Below are 26184 nucleotides of genomic sequence, written 5' to 3'. Positions count from 1 at the left end.
CTTTGCCTTCAGTAAGGCTGCGGTCAGGCCGAAGCTACATCTTCATCTCGTTGCCCTTCTGGGCCATGCCCAGGTGCTGCTGCACCACCGGCAGCGTCTTGCCGATGAAGGCTTTCAGGTCGGCGTCCTGGGTCATTTTTTCGTGGGCCATCATGGTATTGGCCGTTTTCTGGTGGTCGGCCTGCATCTGGGCCAGGTATTTGGCTTCGAAGGCTTTGCCCGAAAGCTTCTCCATCGCCGGGGCCATGGCTTTGTGCTCGGCGTCCATGTCGGTGGGCAGCGTGATGCCTTTTTTAGCGGCAATTTTTTTCAGGTCGGCCGTCGATTTGGTGTGGTCGGCAATCATCTTGTTGGCCATTTCCTTGGCCATGCCCGTCACGCCCTTGGCCAACGCCATTTTGCTTTGCTGAATCTCATTCTGGTCGCTGTGGGCGGCCGTCATCATAAACTCGTTGTCGTCTTTGTGCGGGCCGGTGGGGCCATTGGCGTCGCCCATGGCGGTGCCGCTGGCGGGCATGGCGCTGGTGTCGCCGGCCATGGCATCCGAGGTAGCGGCCGTGTCGGTTCCGGCGGCGGGCGTGTTGGCCATGTTGCTGTCAGTGCCAGCGGTGTCGGCGGTTTTATTGCCATCGCCACAGGAAGTCAAGGCAAGGAGGCCCGAGGCCAGCAGCGGAAGGAAGATGCGTTTCATAAGGTTGAAGAAATGGGTGATTGGAACGTAAAACGGAAGCACAAACCAGAGCTAAAGAAACATTAGCAATACAGGCAGTACGCAAGATTCTGCAGAAGATGTTACGCGGCCGACGCTATTTTAATACTAAGCTCATCCGTTGAATGTCAATAGAATATCGTTCGAAAAAAGCCAAAAAAAGCCCACTCCGGGAAAACGGAGCGGGCTGATTACCGAAGGCAAATACCGGGCGGAAAGCTACTTAGCTGCGTCCACCGTTGGCTTCATTTTGGTCACCATATCAAGGTGCATTTTCAGCATCGGGACGGTTTTGGCGGCAAAGGCTTTGATATCGGGGTCCGATGCTTTTATGGACGCGTCGGTGTATTCCTTCACGTCTTCCTCGTGGTCCTTCAGCATCTCTTTCATGTATTCCTGGTCCATTTTTACGCCCTTTTCTTCCATCACATCTTTCAGCACTTTCTGGTGGTCATCGCCGAGGGTGGTGGGCAGGGTAATGTTCTTTTTGGCGGCCAGGGCCATTAGCTCAGCATTGCCCTTGGTGTGGTCCGCCACCATCTGCTTCGCAAATTTTCTGGCGTCGGGCGTCACGGCGCGGGCCACTACCTGCTTGCCCATTTCCACCTCCAGCATGCCACCGCTGGCGGCCTTGGTCATGAACTCGGAGTCGTAGTCCATGCCTTTTTTCTCGACTTTGCCCATGTCGGTGTTGGCCGTGGTGCTGTCGGCTTTCACTTCGTTAACTTTTTGGGCTTCTTTCACGGAGTCATTAGAATTGCAGCCAGCGGCGCTGATGAGCAGCGTAGCAGCACTGAGCAGGGCGATGAACGAGCGTTTCATGGCAAGAGGATGAGTTGGTGAAATTGAATGTGGTAAGATGAATCCGCATCGATGAAAATTTGCTGAAAAACTGCCGCTTAGGGTAGCTTTTCGGCCACGTCGGCCGTTTCCTTCGCCGCATCAAGCTGTTCCTGCACCGGGTCGTGGAACTTGGCCGCGAAGCCGCGAATGTCGCCGTCGTAGGCATCGTCGCTCATGTCGTCGAAGGCGTCCTCGTCCTGCTTCTGAGCTTTCACCAGCAGCGCCATCAGGTGCTTATCAATCTGAGCACCGGCCTGGGTGCTGGCCTCGTGGTACGCCTCCTGCTCGTCATCGCCGAGGGCGGCGGGCACGGTCAGGCCCTTGGCGGCGGCCAGGGCGCGGAGCGTGCCCAGCAGCTCCAGCCGCTGCGGCACCAGGCGGGCCCCGTAGCTACGCACGGTGGGAGAGGTGGCGCGGGCCTGCGCCAGCTTGCCGAGCTCTACTTCGAGCAGGGCATTGCTGGTGCTTTTTACCAGAAATTCAGCGTCGGCCTCCTGCTTTTTGGTGATGTCGGCGGCGTCAATTTTCTTTTCGTTCTGGGCCATGGCCGCGTCCACGGCATCGGCCTTGCCACCGCCCGATGAGCAGGCCGCCAGCAATAGCAGCGCCGCGGCTGCCCATGCAAACCGCCGCAGTGGCATCAAAAGAAAAAGAACAGGGGAGGGGCGCATGATAAATAAGTTGATAATAAGCCAGATGGGCTTACCTGTCAGCTATACGACTCCACCCGGGCCGGGTTTTTTGCGAGCTTGGAGAAGTTTTTTTACGGCCGGGTTAAACCCGCATGGCCCCTTCGCTTCCAACCGACCACAACCGCAGTTCAATATTCCCATTCATACTTTTTCTCACCTCGTCATGCGTACCCTTTCTCTCCGTTCCCTGGCCCTTGCCTGCCTCGCCAGCGGCGCGCTGCTCACCGCCAGCTGCAACCGCAACAACGACGCCACACCTTCCGACGACATCACCACGGCAGAGGACCGCAGCGACGACAACTCCGAAACGGCCATGAGCTCGGAAGCCTACCAGATGGCTGGCCCCGTTGATGCCCAGACCCAGGGTTCGGCTTATGTCATTGGCGATGCCGACTTCCGGGCCCGCTTCGGCAGCTGTGCCACCCGCACTTACGATTTCAACACCAAGACCCTCACCATCGACTTTGGTACCACCAATTGCCTGTGCGTGGATGGGCGCTACCGCCGGGGCAAAATCCTGGTGCGCTTCACCACCGATGTGAACCGCCGCACGGCCGGCGCGGTCGTTACCCGCGAAAACTACTTCGTGAACGATAACCAGCACACCGCCACCCGCACCTTCACCGACATCGGCCAGGGCTCGTTCACCGTCGATGTCACCAATGCCAGCATCATCCGCGCCAACAACGGCGGTACCCACTCCTGGACGGCCAACTGGACCTTCACCCGCACGGCAGGCTTCGGCACCCCGCAGGTTTCCGACGACGTGTACAACGTGACCGGCTCTTCGGCTGGCACCAACCGCAAAAACGTGGGCTACACCGCCACCATCCAGAACCCGCTCATCAAGCGCGCCGACTGCCCCAAATACTTCGTGCAGGGCACCATTGGCCTCACCAACACCAACAGCAAGACCATGACGCTGGACTACGGCAACGGCACCTGCGACAACGTAGCTACCGTAACTGTAAACGGCCATACCAAAACCATCGCCCTGCGCTAGCATCAGGTCGCGGTTTTCAAGCTTCGCAAAAAGCCGTCCTTTATCGGGGCGGCTTTTTTGGTGTTTAAATCCCCGCCGCCAGCAGCGCCTCGGCCACCACCAAATCCTCGGGCGTGGTGATTTTCAGGTTGCGATAGTCGCCATCTACCAGCTGCACGCGGCACAGGTCGTCCACCACCGTCGCATCGTCGGTGAAGCTGGCCAATTCCGGCATGGCATAAGCGCGGCGCAACAGGTCAATTTCAAACGTCTGGGGCGTTTGCATCAGGCGCAGGCGGCTGCGGTTCTGCGCTGCCGAGCCGTGCGCCGACACCAGCCGCACGGAGTCCTTGGGCATCACGGCGGCGGCGGCCGCCGCGTGCGTGGCGGCCGCCGCGTAGGTGCGCTCCACCACCTGCCGCGACACCAGCGGGCGCACGCCGTCGTGCACCGCCACTAGGCCTTCGGGGTGGGCTTTCAAAGAAGCCAGGCCGGCCTTCACCGACGCCCAGCGCGTGGCCCCGCCCGCCACCAGCCGGTGCGGAATATCCACGCTGAACTGCGCGCACAGCGCCTGCCAGGTATCGAGCTGGTCGGCCGGCAGCACCACCACAATGTCGCTCACGCCCAGCGCCGGCTCGGCAAAGCGCCGTAGCGTGTGCAGCAGCACGGGCTCGCCGCGTAGCAGCAGAAACTGCTTGGGTCGGTCGGCCCCCATGCGGGTGCCGCTGCCGCCCGCCACCAGAATGGCAAAGCGGTGCGTGAGCGACTGGGCAGATGAGTGAACGGAAGGGCGCGGCGAAGCCATAAACAGCGGAGTTGAAAGAAGCGCAAATATCCAACAAAGCAAAAGGGCCGGCTGCACATTGCAGCCGGCCCTTCGCTCGTTCAATTAATCAAACTACAGAATCAACATCGCGTCGCCGTAGCTGAAGAACTTATACTTCTCCTTAATGGCCTGCTTGTAGGCTTCCATCAGCAGGGGGTAGCCGGCGAAGGCCGAGGCCAGCATGATAAGCGTGCTCTCCGGCATGTGGAAGTTGGTGAGCATGCAGTTCGCGATTTTGAAATCGTGGGGCGGGAAGATGAACCGGTCAATCCAGCCCTGCGTGGGCTTCATGCGGGCATTGGCCGACACCGACGCCTCCATGGCGCGGATGGTGGTGGTGCCCACGGCGCACACTTTCTTCTTGGCATCAAGGGCCTTGTTCACCACTTCGCAGGCCGGGGCCGTCACGATGAAGTTCTCCGAGTCCATCTTGTGCTTGGTCAGGTCTTCCACGTCCACCGTGCGGAAGGTGCCCAGGCCCACGTGCAGCGTCACAAACGCTGGCTCGATGCCCTTGATTTCCATGCGCTTCATCACCTCGCGGGTGAAGTGCAGGCCGGCCGAAGGGGCCGCCACCGCGCCAATGTGCTCGGCGTAGATGGTCTGGTACCGCTCCTTATCGGCCGGCTCGGTTTCGCGGTTGATAACCTCTTTCGGAATTGGGGTTTCGCCCAACTCGTACAGCGCCTTGCGGAATTCCTCGTCGGTGCCATCAAACAGGAATTTGATGGTGCGGCCGCGCGACGTGGTGTTGTCAATTACCTCGGCCACCATGTCCGACTCGCCGAAGTACAGCTTGTTGCCCACGCGGATTTTGCGAGCGGGGTCCACCAGCACGTCCCACAGGCGCAGTTCCTTGTTCAGCTCGCGCAGCAGGAATACCTCGATTTTAGCACCGGTTTTTTCCTTGTTGCCATACAAGCGGGCCGGGAAAACCTTGGTGTCGTTGAACACCATTACATCGCCCTCGTTGAAATAGTCGAGAATATCCTTAAAGTTGCGGTGCTCAATTTGGCCGGTGGCGCGGTGCACCACCATCAGGCGGCTTTCGTCACGGTTGCGGGCGGGGTGCATGGCCACCAGCTCCTCAGGGAGTTCAAATTTGAACTCGTGCAATTTCATCGCCATAGGGCAGTATTTGGGGGAATATACGGAAATTTGGGGAGGCAAAAGTACGGCTTTTATTTGAATTTCGTTTTTTCGAGTGAAAACGACATCCACTTACCGTCCTGTCATCCTGAGCGTAGCGAAGGACCTTGCCACGTTTACAGTACCGGAATTACTGCAAACTGTTCAGGCGTAATAAGGCCCCTCTCTCCGCGGACGCCAGATAAAGGATGACAAGAGATATAACAGGAGAGCGCAACTTCCCCGCCGGTTTCCGTCTTTTGGGGCCGGAAGCTGCTTTATCCGTGTCCGCCCGCCCTTATGCTGAACCTGCGCCTCACCCTCGAAAGCTTTCTGTTTGCCTGGGATGCCCTCAAATCCAACCTGTTGCGTACCGTGCTGTCGCTGCTGGGCGTCACGGTCGGCATCTTCGCCATCATCGCCGTTTTCACCATCGTCGATTCGTTGGAAGCCAACGTGCGCAGCAGCCTCGACTTTGTGGGCGACAAGATTATCTACGTCTCGAAGTGGCCCTTCGCCTTCGATTCAGATTTTCCGTGGTGGAAGTATTTCCAGCGCCCCGTGCCCACGCCCCGCGAGTACCAGCAGCTGCGCCGGCAGCTGGGCCCCAACAACAAAGGCATTGCCCTCTTTGCTGCCAACAGCGGCAATACGTTTAAAGCCGGCTCCAACTCGGTGGCCGACTGCGTGCTGCAGGGCGTGAGCTATGACTTCCGCGTGGTAAGCAATGTGCCCATCAAGGAAGGCCGCTACTTCACGGTGCAGGAAATGGACGCCGCCCGGCCCGTGGCCATCATCGGGGCCACCATCGCCGAAAACCTGTTTCCGCACGGCAATGCGCTGGGCAGTCAGTTCAAGGCGCGCGGCCAGACCTTCACCGTGATTGGCGTGATGGAAAAGGAGGGCAAAAAGCTCATCACCATTTCCAGCAACGACGCCAACTGCATCATTCCGTTTGGGATGTTTACCAAGATGTTCGCGCTCAGCACCACCGGTTTCGGGGGCGGCCCCAGCGCCACCATCGCCGTGAAGGGCCGCGACGAGGACGTAGGCCTGCTCGATTTGGAGTACGAAATGCGCGGCGTGATGCGCAACATCCGTGGCCTGAAGCCCCGTGAGGAGGATAATTTCGCCCTGAACCGCCCCGAGATGATTGCCTCGGCCGTGGGCAAGCTATTCAGCGTCATCGGCTTGGTGGGCGGCGTCATTGGCTCGTTTGCCATCCTAGTGGGTGGCTTCGGCATTGCCAACATCATGTTTGTGAGCGTGCGTGAGCGCACCAACATCATCGGAATTCAGAAGTCATTAGGGGCGAAGAATTTCTTCATTCTGTTCCAATTCCTGTTTGAAGCCGTATTTCTGTGCCTGATTGGGGGCGCGGCGGGCATCTTTCTGGTGTGGCTCGTGACCCTGATTCCGCAGGATGCCCTGCCACTCACCATGTCGGCGGCGCGGGTGGTGCTGGGGCTGCTCATTTCGGTGGGCATTGGCATCATCGCCGGCATCGTGCCCGCCGTGCTGGCGGCTAATCTGGACCCCGTGATTGCCATTCGGGCCAAGTAGGGGAGGGATTGGCGGCCGTAGCGCGAACTTTGTCGTTCGCGCTACGATTCATTACTACCCATGACGCTTCCGGCTTTTCTCGATTACCAAATCCTGGGCAATACCCTCGGGCAATACCTCATTGCGATACTCATCCTACTGGTAGGTAGCGCATTCCGGCGGTTGTTTTCGCGGCTGCTCAGCAAGCTGTTGTTTTCTCTCACTAAGCGCTACACCGCCGGCGTAACGGAAGAGGAACTGCACGACCTGCTCATCCAGCCGCTGTCCACGCTGCTACTGCTCGTGACGCTGGAGCTGGCTGGAGCCACGCTCACCTACCCGCATAGCCCCACGGCCGGCCCGGGCGTGCTGCCCTGGCACGAGGTGCTGCTGCTGCGCGTACTGGCGCTGGCCTTCATTGTGGCGGCGGCACGGGTGGCCCTGCGCCTCGTCGATTTTGCCCTGCTGGTGATGGCGCGCCGGGCCGCCCTGCGCGAAACCACCAGCGGCCCCACGCGCCTCGACAATCAGTTTCTGCCCTTTGCCAAAGATTTGCTGAAGGTGTTTTTTATCATCATCGCGGTGCTGGTGGCGCTGGGGCAGGTGTTCGGGGTGAATGTCACGGCGCTTATCGGCGGCCTGGGCATTGGCGGGCTGGCGGTGGCTTTCGCAGCCAAGGAGAGCCTCGAAAACCTCATCGCCTCGTTCACCATATTCCTCGACCAGCCCTTCGGCGTGGGCGACCTCGTGACGGCCGGCGACGTGAGCGGCACCGTGGAGAAAATTGGTTTCCGCAGCACTCGCCTGCGCACCGCCGAAAAAAGCTACGTGACCGTGCCCAACAAGAGCATGATTGACAAGCCGTTGGATAACCTCTCGCTGCGCACCTCGCGCCGCGTGGGCTTCACCCTCACCTTCGACCAGAAAACCACCAGCGCCCAGCTCCACGCCATCATCGCCGATGCCGTGACGGCCATGCAGGCCCATCCGCTCGTGACCCAGGACGTGCAAATGAAGTTCAACGCCCTCACGCCCGCCGGCAAGGAAGTGACCGTGCAATACTTCGTGGAAACCACCAGCTACGATGAGTACCTAAATGTTAAAGAAGACCTCAACTACAGCATCATTGAAGTAGTGGAGCAGCACGGCGGTGCTTTCGCTGGTGCGCCCGTAGTGGCGGCTCCGGCGGCTAAAGCCTGACCACGTCGCTCGGATTTTTCGGATTCCACGGATTTCGTGGATGTGAAACCACAATTAAAAAGGGCCACCGGAGGGTGGCCCTTTTTCTTTACTTAGCTGAGACTTATCTGTCAGTAGCATCAATATGCGTCCACAAAATCCGTGGAATCCGAAAAATCCGAGCGAATCCGTGGTCCTAGCGTCCGCCGAACAAGCCACCGAGCATTCCGCCCAGGCCACCGTTCAGGAGGCCGCCCAGGCCCGAACCGCCCGCGCTGGCCGGCTGCGAACCAGCCCGGCCACCCAGGCCGCCCAAAATGGACATCATCGAACCCAGCCCGCCGCTACCGATGGCCGAGCCCTGCTGCGGCATATTGGCCGTAGCGTTGGAATTGCCGCCACCCAGTAAGCCGCCGAGCATCCCGCTGCCGAGCAGACCGCCGAGAAGGCTGCCCATGCCGCTATGCGCCGCACCGCCCAACAGGCCGCCCATGCTGCCGCCCAGCAAGCCGCCGCCGGAGTTGCTTTGGTCGCCGTAGCCGCTTTGGCTCTGGCTGCCGCCGCTCATCACTTTCGAAATCACCATCGGGGCCACCACGCCCAGCAGGCCGGCCATGAGCGCGCCTTTTGGAATGCCCACGTTAGATAATTTGTCGCCGATGCTGCTCAGGAAGCCGGTTTTGGCCGGGTCTTGCGGGTCGTGGGGCACGCTGGCGGCCTGGTCGACCACTGTTTCGAGGGTCTGCTTCTGCTCGGGGTTGATGCCGAGGTACTGAGACATTTTGCTAATCATGGCCTCTTCATCGTTGGCATACGAGCCATCGGCGCGGGCGAAACTGATGAGGTCAGTAACGAGCGAGAAGCGCAAGTCGCTGTTCTTGAGCACGTCCAGGTTCTGTTGGATGCTTTGGTTGCTGGCGTCCTGCGCGGCGGCCAGCACCTGCTGGGTGGCTCCGCCCGAGAGGCCGGCCTGCTGGGCCAGGGCTTGCAGAAACTGGCCTTCGGCACCGGAGGCCTGCCGGTCGGCCGTTGCCAGGCTGGCAATGGCGCTCAAGTAAGCAGTTTTTTCTTGTTCCGAGTAATTCTGGAGGAGTTGGGTATCCATTGGGAAGGGTGCGTTGAGTGAGAAGTTTGTTTCCACCCTTAACGGGACGGCACCGAATACGTTGCTTGCCCTTATTGGAGCCGGTGAAACCAGTTTTTTCTAAAATTCAGTGAAAATTTCTTGCGCTGAAAATGAATTTGTTGCTTTCAAATTTGGCCGGAAAACGAAAAAATATGCGCTCAAATGCAGCTACAGGTTTTGTGTTTCCAAAAAGTCCTCCCATCTTTGCAATCCCAAACGGGAACAACCACACGGGGGATTAGCTCAGCTGGTTCAGAGCATCTGCCTTACAAGCAGAGGGTCACTGGTTCGAACCCAGTATCCCCCACACTGATAAGCAGCCACTTAGATTAACATCTGAGTGGCTGTTTTCTTCTAAAGCCGGCCTTCTGATTTATTACAAGGCCACTGCAACTGCTGATAGGGCGTGCAGGTTTTTTAATGGGAGGTTAGCTCAGTTGGTTTAGAGCGCTTGCTTCACACGCAAGAGGTCGAAGGTTCGAATCCTTTACTTCCCACCAGTAACATTAACAGCCACTTAGACGCAAGTCTGAGTGGCTGTTTTGCTTTTGGCGCAACTTCAAAATGAATTGGCTACCAGTAGCCTATGCGCTTGAATTAGGACTATGTCCTGCCTATAAAAATTGGGATGGTAACGGCATTTGCTAGCGGCAAGAACCGATGAGCAAGCATGTCTTAGTGTGTGGACAGGAAGCGAATGAATTTTTTTATTAATACTATTTCAATATATTTATATGTAAAATCGTGTTAAAGAACTGGCGCAAAGCATATGAAATCACGGCTCTATTTGTTGCTTTCGGCGCTGCTGTTCTTACTCCTCGTGGCTGGAGCGCCGCCCAAATCGGTGCTTCCTGCCGAGATAGGGCCGTATACGCTGAATTACCCCACCTATTTTGGGGACGAACTGGCGCGGTACCCCAGCAACCCCATGACGAAAGAGGGCGTGTTTCTGGGGCGAATGCTGTTTTACGAAAAGCGGCTGTCGGGCAACAACAAAATGTCCTGTGGCACCTGCCACCAGCAAGCCAAGGCCTTTACGGACGGCAAGGCGTTCAGCCGGGGCATCGATGGCAAGGAGGGACGCCGTAGCGCCATGTCGCTGGTGAACCTGCTGTGGGTGCGCAATCTGTTTTGGGACGGCCGCGCCGCTACGCTGGAGGAACAAGCCGCCGTGCCCATCCAGGATTCGCTGGAGATGCACCAGTCGCTGGAGCAGGGCGTGGCCAAGCTGCAGCGCACCAGTACCTATCCGCCGCTGTTCAAACTGGTGTTTGGCAGTGAGCAGATTACGAAGGAAAACCTGGTGAAAGCCATTGCTCAGTTCGAGCGGACGCTCATTTCCAGCAATTCGCGCTACGACCAGTACCTGCAGGGCAAATACCAGCCCACGGGGGCCGAACTGACGGGCTCGATTCTATTCATGACCCATCCTACGCCGGAAAACGCCCTGCGCGGGGCCAACTGCGGCGACTGCCACGCCGGACCGAAGACCTTTATGGACTATTTCCACAACAACGGACTGGAGGCAAACCCCAAAGACGTAGGCCGGGAAGGCGTGACGAAACGCTACCAGAACCGTGGCATGTTCCGCATCCCGAGCCTGCGCAACATCGCCCTTACGGCCCCTTACATGCACGACGGCCGGTTCAAAACGCTGAGCGAAGTGCTGGACCACTACAACGAGCACCTGCAGCCCAGCGCCACGCTGAGCCCGCTGCTCATCGAGGCCACCAACCAACGCGGTGGCAAAAGCCTGCTCCTGACGCCTGAAGAAAAGGAAAGCGTGCTGGCATTCCTGAACATGCTGACGGACTCTACTTTCATCACCGACCCCCGGTTTTCCGACCCCTTCGCCAAAGCTACTGCGAGCCGAAAGTAGGAGCGTGCACGGAACGGCGTCGGTGTTGCGGGCTGAGTGAAAGCGGTTTGTATTCAATTTTTTAGCGAGCAGATACCATGCGATTGATGATATGTGCGGGCTGGGCAATAGCAAGTCTGGTCGCGGCTTCGTTCCGGGTGCCGCCCCTGGGCCCGCCGCCGGCGCCAACGGCAGAGGTCCGCGTGCGGATTCGGAATGTGTTTGGGGCCGAGCGGTTGCAGCTGCACCAGTCCTACACCACCCTGCCCGGCGACGTAATCGAGCTGACCCGGTACGCTTACTACCTGAGCAATCTACGCCTCCAACGCGCCGACGGGACGGAGTGGCGAGAGCCGCGAAGCTGGCATCTGCTGGAAGTGAACGAAGACGGCACGTCCGACTTCACGTTTGCCTTGGCGGGTGTGCCAGCGGGCGAGTACACGGCCATTGGCTTCGCCGTGGGGCTGGATAGCCTGGTGAACCACGGCCCCGACCGGGCGGGGCCGCTCAACCCGGATTTTGGCATGTTCTGGCAGTGGGAGTCTGATTACGTGTTTCTTAAATGCGAAGGCTACTTCCAAAAGCCCGCCCGCGAGCAGGGGGCCTTCGTGTACCACGTGGCCCGCGACGGGTGCTACCGCTCCGTGATGCTGCCGCTGCCGCCCGGCCAGCTGTCCCTCAGCGCTGGCGCGGCGAAAACCGTGGAAGTCACGGCTGATGCCCGGCAGCTTTTTGGCGGTTTTCCCAAGGCCGGGCTGACGCTGAAGCTCGCTCAGGCCGATTCTGCAGCCAGCATCATGGCCGGCCGCAACGCAACGGGGCTGGCCGACAACTATGCCCGGATGTTTTCGGTCGGGAGAGTGTTAAGCCAATAGCGCGGGGCGCACAGCCAGCGGGGCCGCTGGGGATGGGCAGCGCCTGCCGCATCGCATCAACAATCTGTTACTTTTGGCCCTTGCACTGCCCGAATAACTGCCTGTTGTCTCCCGTGAAGCTCTTCTTACTCCTGTGCGGCCTGCTCTTTGGCGTGGCTCCTGTGTATGCTGCGGTAAGCACAGGCACGACCGACAGCCTGCTAATCGAACTAAACCGGGTGCTGGACCATAAAAAAGAGTACGACTCGCAGCGCCTGAATCGTATTGCCGAGCTCACGGCCGAGTTTGCCTCAGCGGAAGCGAACGACAACGCTAAGTTTGACCTGGGGCTGCGTATTTACGATGAGTACAAGGCGTTTAAGTATGACTCGGCCTTTGTGTACTGCCAGAAGATTATTCGGCTGGCCAATCAGCTAAAGCAGCCCGAGAAGGTAGAGGTGGCCAAGCTGAAACTGGCTTTCGTGCTGCTCTCGTCGGGCCTGTTCAAGGAAACCTTTGAAACGCTTGAGGACATCAACCCCACGCTGCTGAAAGAGGCGGATAAGCAGAGCTTCTATTTTCTGAAAGCCCGGGCCTACAGCGACCTGGGCGATTTCAACCAGGACCAGGTGTACCGGCCCACGTATTACTCCAAAGCATTGGCCTACGCCGATACGGCCCTGCAATACGCCCGTCCTGGCTCCTACGAGTACCTGTCGGTGCAGGAGTTTCGGGCGCAGAAGACCAACAACCTGAAAGCGGGCGCAGCCGTGTACCAGCAGATTCTGCGGCTGCCGCACCTTTCGCTGCACCAGCTGGCAGTGAGCGCCAGCACCACGGCCTACCTCTACGAGCTGGCCGGCCAGACCGACAAGGCCGTGGAGCTGCTACTGGTGTCGGCCATTGCCGACGTGAAAACAGCCACCAAGGAAACCACGGCCATCTTCAAGCTCTCGGACTACTGCTACCGGCAGGGCGACCTAAAAAACGCCTACACCTTCATCAGGGAGGCACGGGAGGATGCGGCGTTTTACAAAGCCCGGCAGCGGCAGATTGAAATCAGCCACGTCTCGTCCATCATCGAGGGCCAGAAAATCAACATCATCGAAAACCAGCGCAAGTCGCTGAAAACCTACGCCATAATCATGACGCTGCTGGCGGGCGTGGTGATTGGCTTTGCCGTTATCAGCTTCAAGCAGCTGCGGAAGGTGCGCAAGGCCGACCGGGTGATTTTTGCCACCAACCAGGAACTGCGCGAACGCAACGAGGTGCTCCGAGAGCTGAACGGCGACCTGAACGAGGCCAACAAGATTAAGGAAGAGTACATCGGCTTCTACTTCCACAACAACTCGCAGTACATCGACAAAATCGAGACCCTGAAAAAGCGGCTCGATGCTCTGCTGGCCAGCAAGCAGTACGCCGGCGTGCAGAAACTGGTGGACGGCGTGAACATCAAAACCGAGCGCAACGAACTGCTGAAGGGGTTTGACACGGTGTTCCTGCGGCTGTTTCCGAACTTCATCGCGCAGTTCAACGCGCTGTTCAGCGAAGAGGAGCGGGTGAAGCTGGCCGACGACCAGTTGCTGACCACGGAGCTGCGCATCTTCGCCCTCATCCGCCTCGGCATCGACGACAGCGAGCAAATCAGCCGGATGCTGGGCTACTCCATCAACACGATTTATACCTACAAGACCCGGGTGAAGAATCGCTCTTTCCTCCCGAACGAGGAGTTTGAGGCGCGCATTCAGGCCATTCAGGCTGTCTGAAAAACGAGGTTTCTGAGCGGTGGGTGTCAGCATCCAGAGGCTGATTGTGCACTCAGGTGAGTAAGTACACACCAGAGCGGGATTGGGGGCATATTGTGGAGAATAATATCTGCCTGTGGGCGGCAGTTTGCAATGGGAATAGTGCCCTTTTTTGGGCGTGGATAAGCAGGGCTTTGGGAGCAGTTTGGTGGGGCTACGGCCCCTTTTTTTGTGGAAAATGGGGGCTGATACGCTTATACAATGTCAATATTTTGGGCGACTTTTTATGGGTTAAAATTTTGTAAATGAGTTGGTAAATGATGTGACGTGTTAATATTTTTCATACTGTGGTTTGACAAATTTCAGCGGGGTAGGGGTGCCTCTAGTTTTGCCTGGCAAGCTCCCCCAAACGATTGTCGGAAACGACTTGGGTTCGTGACTCGGTTCGCGATTCAATAGGGGGAGGGCTGCGCCGCCACTGGCGGGTTTGCTGCCCGGCAGCAAGCGGCCGGCACTACGATTAGCCACCACTAAACTCCCACCCATGCTGCACCCGTTACCCCCCCTGCTCACTGCCCGCTTGCTGCGAAAGTCCTTGCTGACTTCGGCGCTGGGCGCTTTTGTTTTGAACGCCGCACTGGCACATCCGGCGGCGCGGCTTGCGCCCTGGGCCGGGGCTGAAATGCTGGCCGGCGGCACCATCACCGGCCGCGTGGTAGATGCCAAGGGCGAAGGCATTCCGGGCGTCACCGTGATTGTGGAGGGCACCACGCTGGGCTCCTCGACTGATGCGGCCGGCACTTACAGCATTGCCAACGTGCCGGCCGGGCCGCACACGCTGGTATACTCGTCCATCGGGCTGAACTCAGTGCGCGTGCCGGTGACCGTGACCGAAGGGCAAACCACCCAGCTGGCCGCCACGGCCCTGAGCGAGAATGCCACCGCGCTGAGTGAGGCGGTGGTGGTGGGCTACGGCACCACCCGCCGCCAGGACGTGACCGGCGCCGTAACCACCGTGACCACCAAAGACTTCGTGCAGGGTCAGGTGACTTCGCCCGAGCAATTGGTGCAGGGCAAAGTGGCCGGTGTGCAGATTACAACCGGCGGCGGCGCGCCCGGCGAGGCCAGCGTAATTCGCATTCGCGGAGGCTCGTCGCTGAACGCCAGCAACGACCCGCTCATCATTATCGACGGGGTACCGGTTGATAACCAGGGCATCAGCGGAGCGGGCAATCCGCTGTCGCTGGTGAACCCGCAGGATATTGAGAGCTTCACGGTGCTCAAAGATGCTTCGGCGACGGCCATCTATGGCTCGCGGGCTTCCAATGGCGTCATCCTCATCACCACCAAGAAAGGGGTGGAAGGGGAGAAGATGCACGTGAACATCAGCTCGCAGGTGTCGCGGGCCACGAACTACGGCAAGGTGGACGTGCTGAACGCCGACGCCTACCGCACGCTATTTGCCCAGGCCAAGCTCAACGGCAGCATTCCGGCTTCCACGCCTTCATATTTGGGTACGGCCAATACCGACTGGCAGGATGCCATTTATAAAACGGCCTGGACCACGGATAACAGCGTGAGCCTGAGCGGCAGCGCCAAGCACATGCCCTACCGCATTTCGGTGGGCTACCTCGACCAGGACGGGACGCTGCGCACCGGCAACCTGAAGCGGAACTCGGCCTCGCTGGGTCTTTCGCCGCGCCTGTTTGACAACCACTTGCGCATTGATGTGAACGCGAAAGGCACCTGGGCCGACTACCGTTTTGCCGACCAGGGCGCCATTGGTGGCGCGGCCCGCTTCGACCCCACGCAACCGATTTACGATAGCAGCCCGAACGGTTTCAATGGCTACTTTGAGTGGAAGGCGGGCGCGATTCCGAACGATTTGAGCGACCGTAACCCCGTGGCGCGCCTCAACGACAAGCGCGACCGGAGCACGGTGCTGCGCAGCATCGGCAACGTGCAGTTCGATTACAAGCTGCACTTCCTGCCCGACCTGCACGCCAACCTGAACCTGGGTTACGACCTGTCGCGCAGCAACGGTACGGTGTTTATTCCGGCGGCTTCGTCGCTGGCATTCAGTACCATGGGGCAGAATACCTCTTACCGCCAGGAGAAGAACAACAAGCTGCTGGAAGCCTACCTCAACTACAGCAAACAGATTGGCGACCATCATATGGAGGCGCTGGCGGGCTACTCGTACCAAGACTTCTACACTTACTCGCCTTTCCGCTTCGGCTATAAAGCCGATGGCTCGCGGGTGAACCCGCTTTTGCCGGCCGAAAACCCTTACAAGACGCAGTACACGCTGCTGTCGTACTACGGCCGGGTCAACTACAATTTCCGCGACCGGTACCTGTTCACGGGCACGGTGCGGGCCGATGGCTCGTCGCACTTCCGCAATCCGTGGGGGTATTTCCCGGCGGCCTCGGTGGCCTGGCGCATCAATCAAGAGAGCTTCCTGAAGGATTCCCGGACGGTTTCCGACCTGAAGCTGCGCGTGAGCTTCGGCCGCACGGGCCAGCAGGACATCACCAGCGTGGCCGGCGACTACCCGTACCTGGCCAAATACAGCCTCAGCTCGCCTTCGGTCAGCCAGATTTTTGGCACCGACACCATCCGTACGCTCAAGCCGGCTGCTTATGATGCCAACCTGAAATGGGAGCAGACCGACACCTACGACGCAGGTCTCGACTTCGGGTTCTTAAATAACCGCTTCACCGGCTCGGTAGACGTGTACCTGCGCAAAACCAACGACCTGCTGGCCGTGGTGCCCATTCGGGCCGGCACGAACCTCTCCAATACGGTGCTCACCAACATCGGCAACCTCGAAAACCGGGGTGTGGAGCTGGCCCTGAACTACAACGTGCTACAAGGCCAGCGCCTGAACTGGTCGGTGAATTTTAACGCCACCGTGAACCGGGGCAAGATTACCAAGCTGCTGCTGGCCGAAGACCCCAACTACCTGGGCACGCCCACGGGCAACGTTGGCAACTTCCAGTTTGTGCAGGTGAATGCTGTGGGCTACGCGCCCAATACCTTCTTCCTGTACCAGCAGAAGTACGAGAACGGCAAGCCGCTGCAGGACCTGACCTCCAGCACCAGCACGGTGCAGTACGTGGACCAGAACGGCGACGGCCAAATCAACGACCGCGACAAAGTGTATGGCAAGAACCCCGCCCCCAGCGCCATTTTCGGGTTCGGCTCGAACCTGAGCTACGGCAAGGCCAGCTTCGCCTTCACGGTGCGCTCCAACGTGGGCGGCTATGTGTACAACAACGTGGTGGCGGGCCAGAACAACTACTACGGCCTGAATACCACGCACAACTACAACTCCAACGTGGTGCCCGCCATCTACAACACGGGCTTCGCCAACGGCCAGCCCTACAGCGACATCAACCTGGAAAGTGCCTCCTTCGTGCGCCTGCAAAACGTGACGCTGGGCTACGATTTCGGCAGCCTGCTGCGTGCCGGTACCACCCTGCGCCTGAGCCTGGCTGGCCAGAACCTGCTGCTGCTCACCAAGTACTCCGGCCTCGACCCGGAGCGCTCCAACGGCATCGACAGCAACTTCTACCCCCTTCCCCGCACCGTGACGCTGGGCGTCAACGTCGGCTTTTAACAGAACGGTAAACGGTTAGTGGTTAACGATTGATTGCCAGGTGCAATTGATGGAAGAACCCCACCATAACCATTAACCACTGACCACTAATAACTGACCCCTATCATGAAATCCCACCCCATTCTGCGCCGCGCCGGGCTCGTCTTTGCCCTTGCGGCGGCCGCGCTCACCGGTGGCCTCACGGCCTGCAATAAGGACCTGGTCCGCGAGCCTTTCTACGACCTGAACACCGAATCGGTGTACCGCGACCCGGCCAACTACATCCAGGTGCTGGCCAAGTGCTACGCTTCGCTCAACCTGTCGGGCAACTCGGGTGCGCCCGACGTGTTTGCCGGCCAGGGCAAGGACGAGGGCGAAACTGCCTACCTGCGCGCCTACTGGTACCTGCAGGAACTCCCCACCGATGAAGCCGTGGTGGCCTGGAACAGCCCGCCCCTGCAGGAGCTGAATAAAGCCACCTGGACCTCAGGCAACGACTTGATAAACAACTGCTACACGCGCATTTTCTACACCATCGCGCTGTGCAACGAGTTCATCCGCGAAACCAGCGATGACAAGCTCAGCAGCCGCGGCATCGCCGGCGCTAATGCGGATAAGGCCCGCACCTACCGGGCCGAGGCGCGCTTTCTGCGGGCGGTAGCTTACTCGCATGCCATCGATTTGTATGGCAACGTGCCCTTCGTGACCGAAGCCGACGTGCCCAGCAAGCAGCTCCAGCCCCGGCAAATCAAGCGAGCCGAGCTGTTCGACTACATCGCCAAAGAGCTGCGCGACATCCAACCGGCCCTGCTGGCCGCCCACCAGGCCCCATACGGCCGGGCTGACAAGGGTGCCGCCTGGGCGCTGGCTGCCAAGCTCTACCTGAACGGCAACGTGTACACGGGCCGCACCACCACGGCCGCGTTCGACAGCTGCCTGGTGTACTGCAACAAGATTCTGACCAAGCCCAGCTACGCGCTGGCCCCGGAATACCGCCTGCTCTTCCTGGCCGATAACAATGTGACTTCGGCCTCGGAAATCATCTTCCCGCTGGAAAGTGACGGGCTGGTTTCGCAGGTGTATGGCGGCACTACCTACCTGGTGCACGCCGCCGTGGGCGGCCGCATGCTCAACACCGGCTTCGGCATTAATAGCGCCTGGGCCGGCAACCGCACCCGCAAAAACCTGCCGCTGTTGTTCCCCACGCCGGCCAGCGGTTTTGATACCCGGGCCATGTTTTTCACCACGGGCCAGAACCTGGAAATCAACGACCTGACGGCCTTCACCGACGGATATGCCGTGACCAAGTGGCGCAACAAAACCTCCACTGGCGCTAACGGCAACGACCCGCAGCAGATTTTCGTCGACACCGATTTTCCGCTCTTCCGCCTCGCCGATGTGTACCTGATGTACGCCGAAGCGGTGCTGCGCAATGGCAAGGGCGGCACCCAAACCCAGGCCCAGGCCTACGTGAACCTGCTGCGCGACCGCGCCTACGGCAACACCCCGGGCACCACCGATGGGCACGTATCCACCGCCGAACTCACCGCCCCTGACTTCATCCTCGAGGAGCGCGCCCGCGAGCTGTACTGGGAAGGCACCCGCCGCACCGACCTCATCCGCTTCGGCAAATTCACCGGCTCCACCTACCTGTGGCCCTGGAAAGGTGGCGTGAAAGCCGGCCAGAGCATCGATGCCAAGTACAACCTCTACCCCCTGCCGTCCACCGACATCGTGGCCAACCCTTCGCTGGTGCAGAACCCAGGGTACTAAGCGGCTGTGCTTGCCCGCAACTACATCATGGTTTGGGACTTAGTGTCTGGGTGCTCTTGGTGGGAAACCGGGTGGGAACCTCGGAAGACATTGGGAATTGTCAGCTGATTGAGCAAATCCAGGCACTAAGTCCGAAACCCCTTGCCGGGGCTGCCCGCTCCGGCCCGTCATTTTCCATTCCCACTCACTTTTCAGCTTTTCACTCATGAACAAAACATTTACCCTTGCTCTTCTCGCCGCTTTGGGCGGCACCACGCTCAGCGCCCGCGCCCAGGTGGTGCTCGATGGCGTCATCAACGCCAGCGAAATCGGCGCTGGCGGCAAGTACGTCTCGCTGGGCGCGTTCACCCCGGCGCACGTCGGCAATGCCGGTTTTGGCAATGCCGGCCTGCTGCGCATGTACGGAGCCAACACCACGACCAAGCTCTACATCGGGCTGGCCGGCACCATTGAGGTGGGCGGTAATAACTTCCAGCTGTACCTGGACTTGCCCAATAAATCCGGCGTGCCGGCGGGTACGGCCCTGCCCAGCATTGCGGGTACTTCCACGGTGTTTGGCACCTTCGCCGGTGGCAGCATCGGGGGCACCAAGATGGAAATGGAAACCGATGCGGTCATCGCCACCACGGGCAACATGGACGTGCAGGCAGCCATTTATACCGCCACCACAGGCGTGGCCAAGTCGCTGGGCGATGGCATCAGCACCCCCGCTTCCAGCGACGGCCTGCCCAACACCATTCCGGCCTCTTCGACCACGGGCGTGTACAACGTGTTCGCCGGCACCCGCCTGGCCTACAAGGCTCCGAGCACGCCCACCATCGACATCACCAGCAACCCCGGCAATGCCAACGGTGGCGGCGCGGGCTCTTACGGCCTGGAATACGAGTTCAACCGCACCTCGCTGGGCCTGCCTTCGGGCGCGTCCATCGTGCGCGTGATGGCGGCCTATGTGAGCGGCGACGGTTATTGGTCGTCGGACGTGATTCCGGAAATCCCCGGCAACGGCAACAACAACCTGGGTTTCAGCCCCGATTTCACCAACCAGACGCTGTATCCCGGCACCCAGGCCGCCACGCTCAACGTGGTGGTAACCAGCACCCGCCAGGCCGATGACGCCGTGGTGGCCATGAGCGTGTTTCCGAACCCGGCGCAGGGTGAATCGACCGTTTCCTACCAGGTGCAGGGCAGCCCCCAGGCCGTGGCCGTGCGCGTAACCGACCTGCTGGGCCGTGAAGTCCGCACCTTGCTCGATGCCAAGCAAGCCCCCGGCTTCCACGATTTCAAGGTGTCGATGAATGACCTGCCCGCTGGCATTTACCTGGTAAAAGTGCAGGTGGGCGATAAAGTGGCTACCCGCCGCCTGGAAGTAACCCGCTAGTTATCAACGCGCCGCATATCGGGCCGGCTGGGTTCGATATGCGGCGCGCAAACTCATCCACCGCGTCCGGGCCATTGAATGGCCGGACGCTTTCGCAAAAGTCCTTCCCCGTTTTGTCTATGCTTTCTTTCCTTACTCCACGCACCACTTTGCATTTCCTTGGGCTGGCCGTTGCCGCGCTGGGCCTTAACATCACGGCTCAGGCTCAGACCCGGGTGCTGTTTGTGGGCAACAGCTTCACGCACGGGCAGTACGCGCCGGTGCTGTATTATAATTCCGGAGCCGTCACGGATTTGAACTACAACTTGCCCGCGGGCAACCCGCGCGCTCACGATTCCGGAATGTTGGCCGCTTTCGGTGGCATACCGGGCATCTTCAAGAAATTCACGGTTCAGGCGGGCTTGAACTACGACGTACAGCTGGAGGCCGTGAGCGGCAAAACGCTGGAATTCCACCACACCAACGCCTTGTCGCTGATAGCGCAGCCGGGCTGGGACAAAGTAGTGTTGCAGGAACAGAGCACCCGGCCGGTGCCCAGCACCCGCGGAGGCAATCTGGCCTTGTTCTACGACTATTCCACCCGCCTGGAGCAGGCCATTCACGCGGCTAACCCCGCCGCGCAGGTGTACCTCTACGGCACCTGGGCCCGCCCCGATTACACCTACCCCGCCGGGTCCCGCTACGTGGGCCTACCCCTCGACTCGATGGCCCAGGACCTGCACCGGGCCTTCTACCAGGCCTTCGCCACCAACGGGCACTTCGCCGCCGTGGCCCCGGTGGGCGACGCCTGGATGCGCGCCATCACCACCGGCATCGCCACCCGCAACCCCTACACGCCTGACCCCGCCAAAATCAACCTCTGGAACGTGGATTATGTGCACCCCAGCACCACGGGGGCCTATCTCAGCGCACTGGTGCTGTTTTACCAGCTCACCAACGTGGACCCGCGTACCCTGGGGGCCACCGAACAGGCCGCGGCTACCTTGGGCATTGCGCCCGCCACGGCCGTGACGCTGCAGCAATTAGCCTACCAGCAGGTAACCTCGCCGACCACTTCTACCGCCTTCACACCCGGCAACGTGGCCGTGGTGCGGGTAGGCGATGGCTCGGCTACGCTCACCACCGCCGCCACGCCGGAATTTGTGGATGAGTACACGCTGAGCGGCGCGCTGGTGCGCAGTATTGCCATGCCCACGGCCGACAACGGCAACGTGCGCGCCTTCACCAACAGCGGCACGGCTACTTCCGACAACATCACCCGCACCGTGGATGGCCGCTACCTGCTGCTGACCGGCTACAACGCCGTGCCCGGCACGGCCGGCATCGTGACCAGCACCAACAGCGGCACCACCAACAACCGCCTGGTGGCGCGCATCGGCGTCGATGGCAGCGTGGACACCAACACCCGCATCAACGACGCCTTTTCGGGCACCAACATCCGCACGGCGGTGAGCACCGACGGCAGCAATTTCTACGTCTCGGGCGGCAACAGTGGCATCCGCTACGTGCCCTTCGGCAACACCGGCGCAACCACCGCGCTGAGCGGCGGCACGGTGCTGAACTTCCGCATTCTGGGCATTGCCGGCGGCAACCTCTACGCTACTTCGGCCACGGGCTCAAACTACGGTGTGAACCAGATTGGTACCGGCCTGCCCACGGCGGCCGGCGCGGCCGTAACGCTGCTGCCGGGCTTCCCCACGGCCAGCGCCAGCCCCTACGGCTTCTACTTTGCTGATTTGAGCACCACCGTACCCGGCCTCGACGTGGTGTACGTGACCGACGACGCGGCCACCGGCGGCATTCAGAAGTGGAGCCTGGTGGGCGGCACCTGGACACTGAACGGCACCATTGGCGGCTCGACTACCGCGCTGCTGCGCGGCCTCACGGGCCAGCGCGCCGGCACGGCTGTGCAACTGATAGCCAGTGGTGGCGGCGGCCTGTATACCGTGACCGACCAGGGGGGCTACAACGTTGCACCCAGCACCACGGCCCTGCCGGCTCCTTTCGTGCCGCTGGCGGCCAACACCTCGTTCCGGGGTGTGGCGCTGGCGCCGGTAGCCACCGCGCTGGCCAGTGCGAAGTCGAAAGCTGCGCCCGAAGTAGCCGTGTTCCCCAACCCGGCGGCCGACCAGCTCACCGTGCAGTTGGGCGGGCTGGCCGGGCCGGTGGGCACAGTGCGAGCCACGCTGCTCAACCTGCTCGGCCAGGTAGTAGCCGAGCAAAAGGGCACGGGCAGCACCTTCACCTTCGCGCTGGCTGATGTGGCCAACGGCGTATACCTGCTGCGTCTGCAAACGGCAGCCGGCGTAACCAGCCGCCGGGTAGAAGTGCGGCGCTAGTTGCGGGCAGCCCGCGGTGCCGACGTTGGTTGGGGCTGCGGGCTGTTTATATTCTGCTAACTCAAATAAATCTTTAAGTGAAAAAAAACTCCTTTCCCTTCTTCCTGACGCTACTGGCGGGCTTGGCCAGTGCTGGTTTGGCCCCGGGCCAAACCCCAGCCGCCGCCGTGGTAAAGGACCCAGCGCAGTACGGCAAGCCCTTTGACGGCGTGCCCGATGGCCGCGATGCGACCATTTACCAGGTCAACATGCGGGGCTTCAGCAAGGAAGGGACCTTCAAGGCCGTGGTGGCCCGGCTCGATTCTATTAAAGCATTGGGAGCGAATGTGGTGTACCTGATGCCCATTTTCCCCATCGGCAAGTTCCGGGCCGTCGATTCACCCTTTGCCGTGCAGAATTACACGGCCGTAAACTCGGAATTCGGTACGCTGAATGACCTGCGCACGCTGGTGGATGCTGCCCACGCCCGCGGCTTGGCCGTGATGCTGGACTGGGTGGGCAACCACACCAGTTTCGACCACCCCTGGGTAACCCAGCACCCCGACTGGTACGTGCACGATGCCGCCGGCAACATTGTGAACCCAATCCCCGATTGGAAAGACATCGCCCAACTCAACTGGGCCAAACCCGAAGTGCACGCCGCCATGATTCAGGCGCTGCGCTACTGGGTATTCGCGGCCAATATCGACGGCTACCGCTTCGACTATGCCGATGGCCCCAGTCAGGAATTCTTCACTGAAGCCCTGGCCAACCTGCGCGCCATTCCGAAGCACAAGCTGCTGATGCTGGCCGAAGGCGACAAGAAGAAATACTACCTGCAGGGCGGCTTCGACCTGTGCTACGACTTCGGTTTCATGAACGTGATGAAGGGCGACATCTTTGCCAAAGGTAAGAGCGTCAAGCTCATCGATTCCGTCAACGTCGCCAACTACCGCAACGCTCCGGCCAATGCCCGGATGGTGCGCTACATCTCCAATCACGACATCAACGCCTGGGATGGCACGCCGGCGCAGCTTTTCGGCAACCAGCGGGGCGCTATGGCGGCCTTCGTGGTGGCGGCTTACATGAAGGCCGTGCCCATGATTTACAACGGCCAGGAGGTGGGCTACGCCGAGCGGGTGCCCTTCATGGGCGCGCGCCGGCCCATCGTCTGGACGCCCAACCCGGCCTTAACCAAAGAATACCAGCGCCTGATTAAGTTTCGCAACGGCAGCACGGCCGTGCGCAACGGCGCGCTGGCCTCTTACAGTACCGACGACGTGTGCGCCTTCACCAAAACCGAAGGCAAGGAGCAAGTATTCGTGCTGGCCAACCTGCGCAACGCCGCCGTGAACTACCTGGTGCCCGCCAGTGTAGCCAGTTTGGGCTGGCGCAATGCCTTCAATGGCCGCTCCGTGGCACTGGAAAAACTGACGCTACAGCCCTATCAGTACCTAATTTTGAAGAAGTAGCGGCACCCGTTGTGTTGCGATTTTATACCCGAATGACAAAAGAAATTCTGCTGGCTGGGCTGCTGCTGGCCGGCTCCCAGGCCCACGCGCAAGCCACCGCGCCGCTCACCGCCCGCCTCGACAAAGTGAGCCTGACCGTGGCGCTGAGCCCCGACGGCCGCCCAACCTACGCCGTGGCCTTCGGTCCGAAAACCGTGATTGCGCCCTCGCGCCTCGGGCTGAGCTTTGCCGATGGCAAGGGCTTTGAAGGGCCGCTGGTGCTCACGGGCAGCGAAACCAGGGACGTGGACGAAACCTGGCAGCCGGTGTGGGGCGAGGTGAAAGACATTCGCAACCACTACCAGCAGCTCACGGTGCACCTGCGCCAGCCCGCCGCCGACGGCCGTAAGCTGGATATCGTGTTTCGGGTTTTTGCCGATGGCGTGGGCTTTCGCTACGAGTTTCCGCGGCAGGCGCACCTGCAGTATTTCACGGTGCAAGATGAATTCACTGAATTCCATCTGCCCGCCAACCACAAGGCGTTCTGGATTCCGGGCGACTACGATTCGAACGAGTACGCCTACACCACCAGCCGCGTGAGCGAGGTGAATACCACGCCCATTCCGGCCATTCAGGAGGAAGCGCCGGCCAACCGCATCCAGACCCCGCTGATGCTGAAATCGGATGACGGACTGTATATCAACATCCACGAAGCAGCGCTGGTGAACTACCCGGCCCTGTACCTGAACGTGGATACGAAGACCTTCGACCTCACCAGCCAGCTCGTGCCCGATGCCACCGGCACGGGGGCCAAAGCCTATTTGCAAGCGCCGGAGCACACGCCCTGGCGCACCATTGTGGTGAGCGACAAGGCCCCCGAAGTGCTGGCCTCGAAGTTGATTCTGAACCTGAACGAGCCCAGCAAAATCACCAATACCGGCTGGATTAAGCCCCAGAAATTTGTGGGCGTGTGGTGGGAAATGCAGACCAGCCGCGGCAGCTGGAACTACGCCGATACCTTCAACATCAAGCTGGCTGGCACCGACTGGAGCAAACTCAAGCCCAACGGCCGCCACATGGCCAATACGGCCCACGTGAAGCAATACATCGACTTTGCGGCCGCGCACCACATCCCCGGCGTGCTGGTGGAGGGCTGGAACGTGGGCTGGGAGGATTGGGCCAATAACTGGAAGGAGGAAGTGTTCGACTTCGTGACGCCGTACCCCGATTTCGACGTGGACGAGCTGCAGCGCTACGCCGCCGGCAAGGGCGTCAACATCATCATGCACCACGAAACCAGCGGCGCGGCCACCAACTACGAGCGCCGCCAGGACAACGCTTACCGCTTCATGAATGCCCACGGCTACACCTCGGTGAAAACCGGCTACGTGGGCAAAATCATCCCGCGCGGCGAGCACCACGACGGCCAGTGGATGGTGAACCACTACGTGCAAACGGCCCAGAAAACGGCCGATTACCACATTATGGTCGACATGCACGAGCCCGTGCGCCCCACCGGCCTCAACCGCACCTACCCCAACTGGCTGGCCTGCGAAGCCGCCCGCGGCAACGAGTTCAACGCCTTCAGCGAGGGCAACCAGCCCGAGCACGAAACCATCCTGCCCTTCACCCGCCTCATGGGTGGGCCGATGGATTACACGCCCGGCATCTTCAAGCTCCAGAATTTTGAGCCGACCGGCAAGCGGATGGTGCACACCACGCTGGCCAAGCAGCTGGCCCTGTACGTGACCATGTACTCGCCCCTGCAAATGGCCGCCGACCTGCCCGAAAACTACAACCAGCACCTCGATGCCTTCCAGTTCATCGAAGATGTGCCCGTGGACTGGGACGACACCCGCATCCTGGCCGCCGAGCCCGGCGACTACCTTACCACCGTGCGCAAAGCCAAGGGTAAGGACGAGTGGTACCTCGGCAGCATCACCGACGAAAAAGCCCGCCAACAGGCCATTAAGCTGGATTTTCTCACGCCCGGCCTGCGCTACGAAGCCACCATTTACGCCGACGGCAAAGGCGCAGACTGGCAGAAAAACCCCACGGCCTACCGCATCAGCAAGCAGGTGGTGAGCAGCAAATCGGCCCTTACCCTGCAGCTGGCCCCCGGCGGCGGCGCGGCCATCAGCTTCAAGCCGGTTAAGAAATAATTTTCCGCGTTTCG

The 26184-nt window shown here is 60.3% G+C and carries 18 protein-coding genes and 2 tRNA genes; 14 read left to right on the top strand and 6 right to left on the bottom strand.

The genetic code is table 11. The annotated features are described in order from the left end of the window. Positions 1-34 precede the first annotated feature (34 nt). From ACYVM5_RS05120 to ACYVM5_RS05110, 3 genes are all read right to left on the bottom strand, one after another. Positions 35-691 carry a DUF4142 domain-containing protein gene (locus ACYVM5_RS05120; RefSeq protein ID WP_460617057.1) on the bottom strand — a complete coding sequence of 219 codons (657 nt, stop codon included), beginning with the start codon at positions 689-691 and terminating at the stop codon, positions 35-37. 237 nt (positions 692-928) lie between these two features. Further along, complete coding sequence (locus ACYVM5_RS05115; protein WP_460617056.1) at positions 929-1531, bottom strand: DUF4142 domain-containing protein; 603 nt, start codon at positions 1529-1531, stop codon at positions 929-931. 77 nt (positions 1532-1608) lie between these two features. After that, on the bottom strand, positions 1609-2193 hold the full coding sequence (locus tag ACYVM5_RS05110) for a DUF4142 domain-containing protein (RefSeq protein ID WP_460617439.1): 585 nt from the start codon (positions 2191-2193) through the stop codon (positions 1609-1611). Positions 2194-2407: 214 nt separating this feature from the next. Between ACYVM5_RS05110 and ACYVM5_RS05105 the strand changes: the two genes are divergently transcribed. Then, positions 2408-3247, top strand: coding sequence for a hypothetical protein (locus tag ACYVM5_RS05105; RefSeq protein ID WP_460617055.1), 840 nt, complete (start codon positions 2408-2410; stop codon positions 3245-3247). A 64-nt stretch (positions 3248-3311) separates the two neighbouring features. Here the strand turns inward: ACYVM5_RS05105 and ACYVM5_RS05100 are convergent, their stop codons facing one another. Together ACYVM5_RS05100 and queA are read right to left on the bottom strand one after the other, a co-directional pair. After that, positions 3312-4034 (bottom strand): IspD/TarI family cytidylyltransferase, encoded by a 723-nt coding sequence (locus ACYVM5_RS05100; protein ID WP_460617054.1) that lies wholly within the window; start codon positions 4032-4034, stop codon positions 3312-3314. Positions 4035-4127: 93 nt separating this feature from the next. After that, positions 4128-5177: an S-adenosylmethionine:tRNA ribosyltransferase-isomerase gene (gene queA, locus ACYVM5_RS05095; RefSeq protein WP_460617438.1), complete on the bottom strand. Its 1050-nt coding sequence runs from the start codon at positions 5175-5177 to the stop codon at positions 4128-4130. Positions 5178-5483: 306 nt separating this feature from the next. On the opposite strand from queA, the gene ACYVM5_RS05090 reads away from it, so the two are divergent. Together ACYVM5_RS05090 and ACYVM5_RS05085 are read left to right on the top strand one after the other, a co-directional pair. Continuing rightward, positions 5484-6746 carry an ABC transporter permease gene (locus ACYVM5_RS05090; RefSeq protein ID WP_198070043.1) on the top strand — a complete coding sequence of 421 codons (1263 nt, stop codon included), beginning with the start codon at positions 5484-5486 and terminating at the stop codon, positions 6744-6746. Between the two features lie 60 nt (positions 6747-6806). After that, on the top strand, positions 6807-7925 hold the full coding sequence (locus ACYVM5_RS05085; RefSeq protein WP_460617053.1) for a mechanosensitive ion channel family protein: 1119 nt from the start codon (positions 6807-6809) through the stop codon (positions 7923-7925). 175 nt (positions 7926-8100) lie between these two features. Here the strand turns inward: ACYVM5_RS05085 and ACYVM5_RS05080 are convergent, their stop codons facing one another. Further along, positions 8101-9009 (bottom strand): tellurite resistance TerB family protein, encoded by a 909-nt coding sequence (locus ACYVM5_RS05080; protein ID WP_460617052.1) that lies wholly within the window; start codon positions 9007-9009, stop codon positions 8101-8103. A 253-nt stretch (positions 9010-9262) separates the two neighbouring features. Between ACYVM5_RS05080 and ACYVM5_RS05075 the strand changes: the two genes are divergently transcribed. From ACYVM5_RS05075 to ACYVM5_RS05025, 11 genes are all read left to right on the top strand, one after another. After that, positions 9263-9337, top strand: a tRNA-Val gene (locus ACYVM5_RS05075). A gap of 115 nt (positions 9338-9452) precedes the next feature. Beyond that, positions 9453-9530, top strand: a tRNA-Val gene (locus tag ACYVM5_RS05070). 269 nt (positions 9531-9799) lie between these two features. Then, positions 9800-10909: a cytochrome-c peroxidase gene (locus ACYVM5_RS05065; protein ID WP_460617051.1), complete on the top strand. Its 1110-nt coding sequence runs from the start codon at positions 9800-9802 to the stop codon at positions 10907-10909. 182 nt (positions 10910-11091) lie between these two features. After that, positions 11092-11763 (top strand): MbnP family protein, encoded by a 672-nt coding sequence (locus ACYVM5_RS05060; RefSeq protein ID WP_460617050.1) that lies wholly within the window; start codon positions 11092-11094, stop codon positions 11761-11763. 113 nt (positions 11764-11876) lie between these two features. Continuing rightward, positions 11877-13508, top strand: a complete 1632-nt coding sequence (locus ACYVM5_RS05055; protein WP_460617049.1) for a DUF6377 domain-containing protein — start codon at positions 11877-11879, stop codon at positions 13506-13508. Positions 13509-14031: 523 nt separating this feature from the next. Beyond that, positions 14032-17109: a SusC/RagA family TonB-linked outer membrane protein gene (locus ACYVM5_RS05050; protein WP_460617048.1), complete on the top strand. Its 3078-nt coding sequence runs from the start codon at positions 14032-14034 to the stop codon at positions 17107-17109. 105 nt (positions 17110-17214) lie between these two features. Beyond that, entirely contained in the window at positions 17215-18861 is a 1647-nt protein-coding gene (locus ACYVM5_RS05045) for a RagB/SusD family nutrient uptake outer membrane protein (RefSeq protein WP_460617047.1), read from the top strand. A gap of 205 nt (positions 18862-19066) precedes the next feature. Beyond that, the gene (locus ACYVM5_RS05040) at positions 19067-20239 is read left to right on the top strand and encodes a T9SS type A sorting domain-containing protein (protein ID WP_460617046.1); all 1173 of its coding nucleotides are present in this window, start codon (positions 19067-19069) and stop codon (positions 20237-20239) included. A gap of 119 nt (positions 20240-20358) precedes the next feature. Continuing rightward, positions 20359-22578, top strand: a complete 2220-nt coding sequence (locus ACYVM5_RS05035) for a T9SS type A sorting domain-containing protein (RefSeq protein WP_460617045.1) — start codon at positions 20359-20361, stop codon at positions 22576-22578. A 77-nt stretch (positions 22579-22655) separates the two neighbouring features. Beyond that, positions 22656-24029, top strand: a complete 1374-nt coding sequence (locus ACYVM5_RS05030; protein ID WP_460617044.1) for an alpha-amylase family protein — start codon at positions 22656-22658, stop codon at positions 24027-24029. Between the two features lie 32 nt (positions 24030-24061). Next, positions 24062-26170 (top strand): glycoside hydrolase family 97 protein, encoded by a 2109-nt coding sequence (locus ACYVM5_RS05025; protein WP_460617043.1) that lies wholly within the window; start codon positions 24062-24064, stop codon positions 26168-26170. Positions 26171-26184 lie beyond the last annotated feature (14 nt).

It is taken from the genome of Hymenobacter ruber, from assembly GCF_054783255.1.
This window is presented reverse-complemented; position numbering and strand designations above follow the sequence as displayed.